The organism is Streptococcus sp. 2_1_36FAA (genome assembly GCF_000161955.2).
In the GTDB taxonomy this organism is placed as follows: Bacteria; Bacillota; Bacilli; order Lactobacillales; family Streptococcaceae; genus Streptococcus; species Streptococcus gordonii.
In genome coordinates this window covers 363,542-376,159 of sequence record NZ_KI391973.1, presented here as the reverse complement: position 1 = coordinate 376,159, position 12,618 = coordinate 363,542, and the positions used below count along the sequence as shown (strand labels likewise).

Annotated in this window: 8 protein-coding genes and 1 pseudogene; 1 reads left to right on the top strand and 8 read right to left on the bottom strand. The window is 42.4% G+C overall.

Annotated features, from left to right (window positions below; translation table 11 throughout):
- Window positions 1–14: 14 nt before the first annotated feature.
- The 4 genes and pseudogenes from HMPREF0847_RS01810 to pcrA form a co-directional block, all read right to left on the bottom strand.
- Window positions 15–431 carry a GNAT family N-acetyltransferase gene (locus HMPREF0847_RS01810; protein WP_008809270.1) on the bottom strand — a complete coding sequence of 139 codons (417 nt, stop codon included), beginning with the start codon at window positions 429–431 and terminating at the stop codon, window positions 15–17.
- 36 nt (window positions 432–467) lie between these two features.
- Window positions 468–1,748 carry an O-acetylhomoserine aminocarboxypropyltransferase/cysteine synthase family protein gene (locus HMPREF0847_RS01805; protein WP_008809271.1) on the bottom strand — a complete coding sequence of 427 codons (1,281 nt, stop codon included), beginning with the start codon at window positions 1,746–1,748 and terminating at the stop codon, window positions 468–470.
- A gap of 98 nt (window positions 1,749–1,846) precedes the next feature.
- Window positions 1,847–2,245: pseudogene (locus HMPREF0847_RS01800) on the bottom strand (NUDIX hydrolase).
- Window positions 2,242–4,530 (bottom strand): DNA helicase PcrA, encoded by a 2,289-nt coding sequence (gene pcrA / locus HMPREF0847_RS01795; protein WP_008809273.1) that lies wholly within the window; start codon window positions 4,528–4,530, stop codon window positions 2,242–2,244. Before pcrA ends, HMPREF0847_RS01800 begins: the two are co-directional and overlap by 4 nt.
- Window positions 4,531–4,729: 199 nt before the next feature.
- Between pcrA and HMPREF0847_RS01790 the strand changes: the two genes are divergently transcribed.
- On the top strand, window positions 4,730–5,917 hold the full coding sequence (locus HMPREF0847_RS01790; RefSeq protein WP_020992607.1) for a cation diffusion facilitator family transporter: 1,188 nt from the start codon (window positions 4,730–4,732) through the stop codon (window positions 5,915–5,917).
- Window positions 5,918–6,018: 101 nt separating this feature from the next.
- Here the strand turns inward: HMPREF0847_RS01790 and lepB are convergent, their stop codons facing one another.
- From lepB to HMPREF0847_RS01770, 4 genes are all read right to left on the bottom strand, one after another.
- A complete protein-coding gene (gene lepB / locus HMPREF0847_RS01785) occupies window positions 6,019–6,576 on the bottom strand; it encodes a signal peptidase I (RefSeq protein WP_008809275.1) in 558 nt (185 codons plus the stop codon).
- A gap of 89 nt (window positions 6,577–6,665) precedes the next feature.
- Window positions 6,666–8,171 carry a pyruvate kinase gene (pyk, locus tag HMPREF0847_RS01780; RefSeq protein WP_008809276.1) on the bottom strand — a complete coding sequence of 502 codons (1,506 nt, stop codon included), beginning with the start codon at window positions 8,169–8,171 and terminating at the stop codon, window positions 6,666–6,668.
- 52 nt (window positions 8,172–8,223) lie between these two features.
- Complete coding sequence (pfkA, locus tag HMPREF0847_RS01775; protein ID WP_008809277.1) at window positions 8,224–9,234, bottom strand: 6-phosphofructokinase; 1,011 nt, start codon at window positions 9,232–9,234, stop codon at window positions 8,224–8,226.
- 71 nt (window positions 9,235–9,305) lie between these two features.
- Window positions 9,306–12,407 (bottom strand): DNA polymerase III subunit alpha, encoded by a 3,102-nt coding sequence (locus tag HMPREF0847_RS01770; protein ID WP_008809278.1) that lies wholly within the window; start codon window positions 12,405–12,407, stop codon window positions 9,306–9,308.
- Between the last annotated feature and the right edge of the window lie 211 nt (window positions 12,408–12,618).

Here is a 12,618-nt window from a genome sequence, read left to right as displayed (position 1 = left end):
GCTCCTCTAGAATTTTAATTTTTATTAGGTGCATAAATCATGCCAGTACAGTCGAAATCTTCTTGTCGGCGAAAGCCGAGCTCTTGATAAAAAGCTAGATTTTTATCTGACAGCTCCGTTGCCAACTGGATTTGGTAAACATCTTTAAATCGTTTCAACGTCTGCTCAAGAAGGCTCCGGCCAATCCTCTGACGCTGATAGTGTGGATACACCAGCAAATCCTGAATAAAGACAATGGTAAGCCCATCTCCGACCGCTCGAATCAAACCAACCAACTTATCTTCATCATAGGCCGCCATGACAAACAAGGACTGATGGAAGGCCTGCTCTAACCGCCGAGGATGATTGGTGTAATTGCTCCACCCCACAGAATCATAGAGGTCTAGTACTGCCCCAAAATATAGCTGTGGATTGCAAACATAACGGATCACACCAAACACCTCCTTCAAACTATGATTGACCTATTCTTATAATTGATCCAAGGCGATTCTCAAATCTTCAATCAAGTCATCCACATTTTCCAGACCGATAGAGAGACGGATTTGATTTGGTGTAATGCCTGCTGCCAGCTGATCTTCTGGCGACATCTGACCGTGAGTTGTCGTAGCTGGATGGACAACCAAGGACTTAGCATCGGCTACATTGGCCAAGTCAGAGAAAATCTCTAGGCTGTCAATAACCTTACGAGCTTCTTTCTCTCCGCCATTGACATTAAAGGTGAAGATAGAGCCCACGCCTTTAGGGAAATACTTTTCTGCCAAAGCATGATAAGGACTATCAGCAAGCTTGGGATAATTGACCTGCTCGACCTTAGGATGCCCTGCTAGGAAATCTACAATCTTCTCCGCATTGGACACATGGCGCTCTACGCGCAAAGAGAGAGTTTCCAACCCCTGCAAGAAGAGAAAGGCATTGAAGGGGGACATGGCAGCGCCTGTATCGCGCAAGAGCTGGGTCCGAACAGCAGTAACAAAGGCTGCTGCTCCGACATCGCGCGTATAACTGATATCATGATAGCTCGGGTCCGGGTCAACAAACTGCGGAAACTTGCCAGAAGCTTCCCAGTCAAAACGACCGCTGTCCACAATCACACCACCGATACTAGTTCCGTGACCGCCGATAAACTTGGTCGCAGAATGCACCGCAATGTCCACTCCGTGAGAGAAGACATTGATCAGATAAGGAGTAGCAAAGGTATTGTCGGAAATCAGCGGAATTTTATGAGCATGAACCAACTCTGCCAAAGCATCAAAATCCGGGATATTAATCAGCGGATTGCCCAAGCTTTCAATCAGAACCAGCTTGGTATTGTCCTGAATGGCCGCTTCTACTTCAGCCAGATTTTCAATATCGACAAAAGTCGTGGTAATGCCATAGCGAGGCAGGGTTTCCTTGAGCAGATTAAAGGTACCACCGTAGATGGTAGAGGCTGCTACTACATGGTCGCCAGCATGGGCCAAAGCTAGAATGGTGTAGGTCACAGCTGCCATACCAGAAGCTGTTGCTAGAGCTCCGACTCCACCTTCCAAAGCCGCAATCCTCTCCTCAAAAGCAGACAGAGTCGGATTGGTAATCCGAGTGTAGATATTGCCCGGCTTACGTAAGGCAAAGAGATCTTCTCCTTCCTGAGTATCGTCAAACACATAGGAAGTTGTCTGGTAAATAGGCAGAGCCCGTGACTTGGTTGTCGGGTCCACTGTCTGTCCGGCATGAAGCTGCAGGGTTTCAAATTTAAATTCACGTGTCATAAGGTCACCTCACTATAGTTATCTGATAAGTCTACCACTAAACGCCCCACTTGACTAATAGAATTTTCTTATCAAAAGAAATAAAGAGAAGCTATATCTTATAGCTTCTCAGATATCATCTCAAAAGTCGCTTGATTGCTGGGCCAGTACAACTGCGACGAAACTTTGTCTAAAGCTACCCACTGAGCTCCCACATGCTCATCAGAAATCTGGATTTCTTTCTGATCTGTCAGAACTAGAAAGAGATTTTTGTGTATAGTCAGATTTTCATCAATCTTTACTGTTAAATCTCCAAGACTCGTCAGGTTTGAACGATGTAAGACCAAGCCAGTCTCCTCTTTTATTTCACGAAGGCAGGCCTCTTCTGGACTCTCACCGCTCTCAATCCCACCAGTAATGGGCTACCAAAAGGAAACAGGATCATCCTCAACTTTCAAGAGCAAGATTTCTCGTTCCTCTGGATGATAGATCCAGGCTTCAATCGACTGCCTCATCATGATTTTTTCTCAATCGGCGCTATGCTGGCCAGCACTTTCTTCAGTCCTACTTCTGGGAAATTAATCTTAAGCTCTTGACTGTTTCCGCTGCCAGAGACTGCCAGAACTGTCCCATCGCCCCATTTCTTATGGTGGGCAATATCTCCGATAGCCCAAGCAACTTCTGGCTTAGATGGCTGGCTCTGACTGCTCTTTCCAAAAGGCAGACTGCCTGTAGAAATGGAACTTGGTGCCGCCTGACGCTTCCGCTCCTGTAGAGCCTGTGCTAGACTCATACCCTGGCCGAATTTGCTAGTATCGCTATTGGTATAATTGACCTTAAAGGAGCTGTTTGATGGCCTAGCTAGTCCCTGATAGTCTAGCAGGTCTGAGCTGATTTCTCTCAAGAAGCGACTAGGTTGATTATAGTTGGTTTTACCATAAAGCATACGGGAATTGGCATTAGTCAGATAGAGAATCTTCTCTGCTCGGGTAATGCCGACATAGGCCAAACGCCGCTCCTCTTCCAGCTCATCCTCATCTTCAGACGCCCGACTTAGAGGGAAGACATTTTCCTCCATACCAACCAGAAAGACGACTGGAAATTCCAATCCCTTGGCCGCGTGGAGGGTCATCAGAGTCACTTCAGAGCTCTCCTGATCACCATCATCTGTGTCCGCAATCAAGGCTAAGTCATTGAGAAAACGGCTAAGCTTATCAAGGCCAGACTCATCACTAGAATTATCTGGACTTTCATCAAAGTTCTTGGTTACAGACAGGAATTCTTCGATATTTTCAATCCGAGCTTGGCTCTCCAAGGTCGCTTGGGCTACCAAGGCTGCTGCATAACCTGTCTTTTCCAATACAGCCTCTACCAGCTCCGTCACTGTATAATCATCCAAGTGCTCCCGCAAATCAAGAAGCATATTGGCAAAATCATAGACTGCCTGAGCCGCCTTTCCCTTGACCGGCGACAGCAGGATATTGGCCGACGCATCTAGTAAAGACATTTCCTGACTGGATGCAAAATCTCGAATTTTCTCCATCGTTCCTGGTCCAACACCACGCTTGGGCTCATTGACCACGCGCTCATAACTGATATTATCGCTAGGATTGGCGATGAGATTGAGGTAAGAAATAACATCACGGATTTCCTTGCGGCTGTAGAACTTGGTGCCCCCGACCATGGTGTAGGGAATATTGGACTTGAGCAGGGCTTCCTCCACCGTCCGTGACTGGGCATTGGTCCGGTACAGAACTGCAAAATCCTTATGACTGTAGCCTTCTCGGCTCAGCTGATCAATAGTCCGAGCGACAAAGAGAGCTTCGTCCTGCTCGTCATTAGCCCGATAGTAGACAATTTCCTCACCGTCTTCGTTTTGAGTCCAGAGATTTTTAGGAGGCCGGTTGCGGTTGTTTCGGATGACCTCATTAGCCGCCTGAAGAATGGTCTTAGTCGAGCGATAGTTTTCCTCAAGCAAGACTACCTTAGCTTCAGGATAATCCTTTTCAAAGTCCAAAATATTCTGCATATCGGCTCCCCGCCAGCCATAGATAGACTGGTCAGCATCCCCGACCACACAGATATTCTTAAAGCGAGAAGCTAAGAGCTTGACCAGCTGGTACTGGGCATGGTTGGTATCCTGATATTCGTCCACATGAATGTACTGGTAACGTTGCTGATAGTAGGTCAGGACGTCAGGATTTTGATCAAAAAGTCGCAGGGTCAGCATGATTAAGTCATCAAAGTCCATGGCCTCAGACTGGCGTAATTCCTTTTGATAGGCCGTGTAACACTTGGCCACAATCTCCGTGTACATATCACCAGCTAGATTTGCATAGGCCACCTCATCAATCAGGTCATTCTTAGCATTGGAAATAGTTCCCAGAATGGCGCGCTCGTTCCACTTTTTAGGGTCCAGATTGAGATTTTTGAGAATCCGCTTCATCAGAGTCCGCTGTTCGCCCGGATCAACGATGGTGAAGTTGCGGTTGTAACCAATATGGTCTGCTTCTCGCCGCAGGATTCGCACACACATGGAGTGGAAGGTGGCGATTAAGCAATCTTGGGCCTCTGTTTTAAGTTTTTCAGCCCTTTCTCTCATCTCCCGCGCCGCCTTATTGGTAAAGGTAATAGCAAGGATATTCCAAGGATTGACCATCTTCTCATCAATCAAATAGGCAATACGGTGGGTCAGGACACGGGTCTTACCCGAACCAGCCCCCGCCATTATCAGCAAAGGCCCTTCTGTTGTTTGAACCGCCTCAGCCTGACGGTCATTCATACCGTTTAATAAAGGATGCATTTTTCTTCCTCTTTCAAAGTCAATGCTATTATTATACCAAAAAATACCTTCAAAGGGTGTACCGAGTCAACAGAATCAAAAGATAAAAATCAAGAAAGTTGCAACAATCTCCTAGCTCTTTATATAAGCTGCCCCTACCAATGATTATTTGAAAAAAAGTCAAAAAAACGCTATAATGTACTATCTGAAAGGAGTAAGCATGAACAATCCCTCAAAAAATCTCAAACTGGCAGAGCAGGGTGCCTTGCTAGCTATTGTGACCTATATCCTTCTTTCTACTACCAAGTTGATTGCAGGCTCTATGCTACACTCTTCTAGTTTGACTGCTGATGGTTTCAATAACATTTCCGACATCGTCGCTAATATTGCAGTTCTTATTGGTCTGCGAATGGCTCGAAAACCAGCTGATATGGACCATAAGTTTGGTCACTGGAAGATTGAAGATCTGGCAAGCCTGATTACTTCCCTAATCATGTTTTTTGTTGGACTGGACGTCTTATTTGAAACCGTTCAAAAGATTATTTCCAAACAAGTCACAGCCATCGATCCTCTAGGTGCAATCGTAGGTTTTATTTCAGCCATCATCATGACTGGGGTTTATCTCTTTAATAAAAAACTTGCAAAAAGAGCCAACTCTAAAGCCCTAGAAGCAGCAGCAAAAGATAATTTATCAGATGCTATCACTTCCCTTGGTACTTCAATTGCTATTATAGCGAGCGCCTTGAACTATCCCCTAGTTGACCAGCTGGTAGCCATTATTATTACTTTCTTCATCTTAAAAACTGCTTATGATATTTTTATGGAATCCTCCTTCAGTCTTTCTGATGGATTCGATGAAAGCCTCTTGCAAGATTATAAGCAAGCCATCCTTGAAATTCCTAAAATCACACAAGTTAAGTCCCAGCGAGGTCGCACTTATGGTAGCAATATCTATCTAGATATTATTCTTGAAATGAACCCAGACCTTTCCGTCTATGAAAGTCACGAAATTGCTGATCAAGTTGAAGAGATGTTAATGGAACGATTTGGCATTTTCGATATTGATATTCACATTGAACCCGCTCCCATACCAGAAGATGAAATTCTCGATAATGTCTATAAAAAACTCCTAATGCGTGAACAACTAGTTGACCAAGGAAGTCAGTTAGACAATTTACTTTCTGAAGAATTTTTCTACATTTCCCAAGATGGCCGTCAGCTAAATAAGGCTGAATTCCAGGCTGAAAAATCCTCAGAAAAAAAGATCAAAAATTTTGAACTGATTTCTATCAGCCACAAAACCAAACTTATCCGTTATCAAATTGGCGACGTTCTTCACACAAGCATCTGGAGACGTCATGAAAACTGGCAAAATATCTTCCACCAAGAAACCAGAAAAGGAGATTAAAGATTTCCTAAGTGACATAATCCTAGGCTTTAACTCAGGTTGACTTGGATAAGATCTAAATACCCAAAAAGAAGAGGCCTAAGCCTCTTCTTTTTTGTTTTCTACTTATTCTCAATAAAACCAAACTTCTTTAATGGGGAAATTCTGAATGAAATGACTCCCTGAATCTGCTTGCTTGAAATTAGACCAAACTCTCGACTATCTCTTGTATTCTGTCGATTATCATTTAATATCAAGTAGGAATCCTTCGGAATCTTACGAGTTTTTGAATCAGTCAGCGTCTGCAAGCTAAAGTCATGCGTAAAATAACCTGAGTTACCAGGTGTTGCCAGGTATTTTTCCTTTATACTAGATAAGTAATTCTCAGTTTTAATCTTATTATTCAGATATAGGACGTCATCCATATAGATGAATGAATCATTTCCTTTGGCAATCACTCGTCCTACATATTCCTTACCATCTACTTCGTAAAGAACAAAATCTTCCCTCTGAATCTTTTCTCCTCTAATCGCTAAAACAAAATCATTCTCAGCAAGATAGCGGTTTGAATCTTGTGATTTTATTGTATAGGGAGTAAAAACTAATAGACGCAAGGCAACAAAAATGAAAATTGCTATCACAAGGATCAGCAAATTGCGAATCAAATCTCTCTTAACCATCATCTCTCCTTTTTCACCCTATTATACCATTTTTTACAGAATAAAAAAAGCCAATGATTACAAGAGAATCATTGGTTTTATATATATGTTTAGCGAACTGTGCGGATACGCATTGTGTTTGTACGAACAGCTTCTCCAACTGGTACACCAGCAACGATAACGATATCATCACCAGATTGTACAAGACCTGCTTCAACTGCTTTACGTTCAGCAATTTCAAACATGTCATCAGTTGATGATGGAGTGTCTGTCAACATCGGGATAACACCCCAGTTCAACATCAATCCACGCTCTGTTAATTCGTCAAATGTCAATGCCAAGATATCAGCATTTGGACGGTACTTAGAGATCAAACGGGCTGTGTGTCCAGTCTTAGTAAGTGTTACAACCAATTTGATATCCATTGAGTTGGTAGCATCTTTAACTGCTGAAGCCATAACTTCTGTTTTAGAGTTACGTTCAAATGAATCTGAGTTCAAACGTCCGTATTCGTTAAGAAGAGTTTGAGCGTTCTTGTCGATTGTAGCCATTGTAGTTACTGACTCAAGTGGGTATTTACCGTTTGCAGACTCACCTGAAAGCATTGTAGCATCAGTTCCATCGATAACAGCGTTAAATACGTCTGATACTTCTGAACGAGTTGCACGTGGTTTTTCAGTCATTGTTTCAAGCATGTTTGTTGCTGTGATAACAACTTTACCTGCAGCATTCACTTTAGTGATGATCATTTTTTGGTAAACTGGAACCATTTCAAATGGTACTTCGATACCCATGTCACCACGAGCAATCATGATACCGTCAGCCGCTTCAATGATTTCGTCCAAGTTATCGATACCTTGTTGGTTTTCGATTTTAGCAAATAATTGAACGTGACCATTACCAGTTTCTTCACAGATAGCACGAACTTCGTTGACGTCTTTTGCAGTACGTACGAATGAAATCGCGATGAAGTTGATTCCTTGCTCAAGACCGAAGCGGATGTCAGCGTTGTCGCGCTCAGCAAGTGCTGGGAAAGGAATCTTAGTGTTAGGGATGTTTACACCTTTTTGCTTAGCAATGATGCCGTCGTTTTCAACTTCAACTTCAAATTCACGAGTTGCATCGTCTTTTGCAACAACGCGAAGACCAAGTTTACCATCGTCAACCAATACTTGACGACCAACTTCAACATCGTCATAGATGTCCAATCCACCAGCAACGTTTAAAGCAATCACTTCGCGAGTAGATTTAATTCCTTGTTTAGTTGCAACACGGATTTTTTCACCAGTTTTGTATGAATATTCTTTTGCGTCACCTTCAAACAATTCTGTACGGATTTCAGGTCCTTTTGTGTCAAGAAGGAAACCAACTTTTTGTCCAGCAATTTCTTCAGCAAGTTTAACAGTTGCCATGCGTTCACCTTGTTCTTGGTGGTCACCGTGTGAGAAGTTGAAACGGAAAGTGTTTGCTCCTGCTTCAATCAATTTAGCAATGTTTTTAGCTGAAGCTTCAACGTCAAGTTTTTCGCCCCAGTATCCGTCTTCACCGAATTTTTTACCACCACGGATTTCAACCGCTGGACCTAGTGTTGCAACAATTTTTACGCGTTTGTTCATGATCTTATGAAACTCCTTTTATATATTTGGCCATTCCGACCTTTATAACAAATTAAATAGAAATACTACGATTTAGACTAGACAAAGCAAGATCTGCCTTGTGCGGATTGTTGACGATAATCTTACCATCTTCCGCCAAGCTAAAGAGTGCTCCCTCTTCTGCTGTTCCAAGAATTGGATTTTCAACCATTTTCTCATTGCGGATACCAACGGCTACACCACCGATCCCTTTTTTAAGCAATTCAACAGCATGTGCTCCCATGCGAGAAGCAAGAACACGGTCACGAGCGGTTGGAGAACCACCACGTTGAATGTGACCAAGCTCAGTTACACGAAGGTCACTTGTATCACCAGCAGCTTTTAATTTTTCACCAAATTCATCAGCTGACATAACACCTTCTGCAAGAACAATGATATTGTGCTTCTTACCTTCCTCATATCCATGCTTGATGCTAGCCACAATCTCTTCAAATTTGAAACCTTCTTCAGGAACAATAATCTCATCTGCACCAGTAGCAATACCTGCCCATAGCGCGATATCCCCAGCATTACGTCCCATTACTTCAACAACAAAAGTACGGCGGTGACTAGATGAAGTATCACGGATCTTGTCAATCGCATCCATTGCTGTTGTTACTGCTGTATCAAAACCAATTGTAAAATCAGTACCAACGATGTCATTATCGATTGTACCTGGTACACCAACAGCCGGGAAGCCATGCTCTGTCAAACGCATAGCACCGTGGTAAGAACCGTCACCACCAATAACCACGACACCTTCAATTCCATGCTTTTTCAATTGCTCAATTCCCTTAAGTTGCCCTTCTTTTTGCGCAAACTCAGGATAACGAGCAGAGTGAAGGAAAGTACCGCCTCGAGAAATAATATCCCCTACCGATGCAGCTGTTAATGGTTGAATCGAACCAGCAACCATACCAGCATACCCATCATAGATACCAAATACTTCCATTCCTTCAGAAATTGCTTTACGAACCACTGCACGGATGGCAGCATTCATTCCAGGGGCATCTCCACCACTGGTCAAAACAGCAATACGTTTCATTCGTTTATGCTCCTTTTTCTTTTAACATTCTAACTGATTATACCACAATCTTAGGGAAAATTCTTCCTTTTTTAGCGATAAATCGTTTTCATTGTAAATTTTTGTAAATCCTCTTGCAAATCCTTTGATTTTTCCACTTGGAAATGCGGTGCAGCGATTGTTTTACCATCAATTTCGTAGTGTAAAACAACTGGAATCGATCCCGGAAATCGTTGGAGGATTTCTGCAATCTGAATATCATGTTCATGGTTTTCTAACTGAATCCAAAACCGTTCTGAACTGGCTTCTATGGCCTCAGATAAAATCATTTGCAAACGACCGTCTCTTTCCTGAATTCGACCCGTTAAAAAATAAATACCTTTTTCTTTTATGCGATTCGCTAGCAACTTATAAGTTTCTGGAAACAGGGTCACATCCAGTTTCTTTTTTGTGTCAGTGACCTGCAAAAAGGCCATGTTCTCACCATTTTTCGTTCGAATAACTTTGATAGACTGGACTTGAGCAAGAATTTTTGCCCTGCTGTTTTCAGCTAGATCTCCTATCCAAGAAAAGGATTCTGTTGTCGCTTTGGCAATGGTCATTAAAGGGTGATCCGATAAGCCAACACCAAGAATAGATTGCTCCAGCTCAAACTTTTCAGCCTGACTATAATCCTCAGCCTCTGTCCATGAATAACTGCTATCAGCAAAAAGACTTCCCAATTCTTCCACAAAAATGAATAGGTTCGACAAATTAGAGATTATCTTTTGACGGTTAGGCTCAAAACTGTCAAAAAGGCCAATCTGAACCAGAGGAATCAAAGAAGACTCTTTCCGATACTGGGATGGTAAGCGTAGCAGAAAATCCTCAATTCCAGTAAAAGGTCGCTCTTCAATAATCCAGTAAGCTAAATCGCGAGGAAGCCCCTTAATATTTTTCAGACCTAGAAAGATTTGATTTTCCTCAAATTTATCGTGATAAGGAACTGTATTGATGGTCAAGGGAGCAAGCTTAAATCCAAAGCTAAGTGCGTCCGTAATATAGTCACTGCTAGAATAATTTAAGAGAACGTCAAAGAAAACTTCTGGATAATGAGCCTTGAAATAAGCCAACTGAAAGGCTAAGGCAGAGTAAGCATAAGCATGACTGCGGTTAAAGCCATAGCCAGCAAATTTCTCCATGATGGCAAAGACTTCTTTAGCTTTCTTTTCTGAGTGTCCAAGCTTCATTGCGCCTGAGACAAACTCTTCCTCCATCTTATGCATTTCTAAGGCATTTTTCTTCCCCATGGCTCGACGCAAGATATCCGCCTTTCCTAGACTGAAGCCGCCAAAGCGCTGGGCAACTTGCATGACCTGCTCCTGATAGAGCATGATACCATAGGTTGGAGCCAGGATATCGTCTAAGCTTTCATCAATTGAAACAACAGCTTCACGGCCATGCTTTCTCTTGACAAAATTGTCAATATAATCACTGGCACCAGGTCGATTCAAGGAGGTTGTAGCGACTACTTCTTCAAAACAAACTGGTTGAACTCGCTTGAGTAAACTGATGGCTCCTGGCTGTTCAAATTGAAAAATTCCTTTTGTATCACCAGCAGCGAAAAGTTGTAGGGTTTTTTTATCTTCCAAATCAATGGACTCGATTTGGATGTCTATCTCATATTTCTTTTGGACAGCTTCTTTCATTCGCTGGACAAAGGTTAAATTGCGCAAACCTAGAAAGTCCATCTTGAGAAGTCCATTGCTCTCGACTCCGTGGGCGTCATACTGAGTAATGTACATATCTTCGCCATATTTGAGTGGGATCTGGTCTGTCAAATCATTGTCACTCATTACAACACCCGCCGCATGAACAGAGGTCTGGCGGGGGTTCCCTTCGATTTTTTTAGCAATGTCAAAGGCCTTTTGATACTCTAACTTGCTATTGATAATCTGTCGGAATGCAATATTCTTTTCATAGGCTGTACTCAGACTATCTCCAAAGCGAATCTTCTTAGTGATGTTGGTCAGCTCATACTCTGCGACACCAAAGCGTTTGAAAACATCACGAATGGCCTGCTTAGCTCCAAAGGTCGAATAAGTCACGATTTGGGCAGCATGAAGTGTACCATAACGATCACGGACATAACGAATAAATTCCGGCCGGTATACATCTGGAATATCGATATCAATATCAGGCATAGTGTAGCGTTCCAGATTTAGAAAGCGTTCAAAGAGTAGATTGTTCTTGACAGGATCAATTCCTGTGATTTCTAAGGCATAAGCCACCAGACTTCCTACTGCAGAGCCTCGCCCCATTCCCATGTAATAACCCTGACTACGTCCAAAACGCAACAAATCCCATACGATGAGAAAATAATCATCAAAGCCCATCTGATGAATAACAGCAAGTTCCTGATTGAGGCGTTCCTGATAGAGAGAGCTTGTTAAGCCTCGTTTTTTCAGCCCAGCTTCTGAGCGCTCACGTAGTTCTTCCACTGCTGGACGCTCCGGATTAAAACGTGGCAATTTTAACTCTGTATCGATATCATAATGGACATCCTGAACTAGTCTTTCAAGATTTTCCAAACTCTCTGGAAAGGTCTTCTCAAAAGCGTCCCTAAGTTGCTCGGGTCGCAAAAAATGCTGACCGCTTGGCAAATCCCCTACCTCTCTCAGACTAACATTCTCTCGAATAGCCCTCAGCATCTGCAAGGTTTCCAAGTCTCCTGTATCAAAATAGCGGACAGTATAAAGAGGTAGCGTAGGCCTTGAAAAATCTTGAAGAGGAGTCGTTGGAGAAACCCCAATGTAATAATCTTTTCCCAGATCTAAATCATCAATTCCAGGATAAGCAGGAACAATCAGAGCCAAACCTTGCATCAAATGCTGAATATCTGACCACTCTTTTTTATCAAGCATGATGAGAGTTGAAACCTTCATCAAATTCCGATAACCTTGGCTGTTTATCGCCAACAATCGTAAGGACAAAGGCTGTCCATCTTTGACTAAGTTCAAATCCAGACCTAAAAGCCCCTGAATTCCAGCTACTTTTGTTTCTTCTAAAAAATGATAGGCTCCGTAGAGATTATCCATATCCATAATCCCTAAGTGACTATAACCAAATTCTTTCGCCTTTTCAACGTACTTCTTAATAGAGACGAGGCTGTCCATAAAACTGTATACTGTTTTAGTATCTAACTGTGCAATCACTGGCCTCTCCTTCGCTTGTAATCTTTAGTTCCTATTATACTAGAATTTAAAAAAAGAAGAAACCAATGACAAAAAAAGCCTTAGAGAATCTATGGAATCTCCGAACAAATTTGATTTTTTTTTTAACAAACTATATAATATCTTAAAAGCATATTGATTTTTAGCCCAAATAATACTAATTGTACTGGCAACTAAGAATCAAATCTAATAT

Excerpts from the sequence above, each read along its gene's own strand:
- pfkA (WP_008809277.1), bottom strand. The coding sequence starts at position 9,234 with ATGAAACGTATTGCTGTTTTGACCAGTGGTGGAGATGCCCCTGGAATG.
- HMPREF0847_RS01805 (WP_008809271.1), bottom strand. The coding sequence starts at position 1,748 with ATGACACGTGAATTTAAATTTGAAACCCTGCAGCTTCATGCCGGACAG.
- pyk (WP_008809276.1), bottom strand. The coding sequence starts at position 8,171 with ATGAACAAACGCGTAAAAATTGTTGCAACACTAGGTCCAGCGGTTGAA.
- HMPREF0847_RS01790 (WP_020992607.1), top strand. The coding sequence starts at position 4,730 with ATGAACAATCCCTCAAAAAATCTCAAACTGGCAGAGCAGGGTGCCTTG.
- lepB (WP_008809275.1), bottom strand. The coding sequence starts at position 6,576 with ATGGTTAAGAGAGATTTGATTCGCAATTTGCTGATCCTTGTGATAGCA.
- pcrA (WP_008809273.1), bottom strand. The coding sequence starts at position 4,530 with ATGCATCCTTTATTAAACGGTATGAATGACCGTCAGGCTGAGGCGGTT.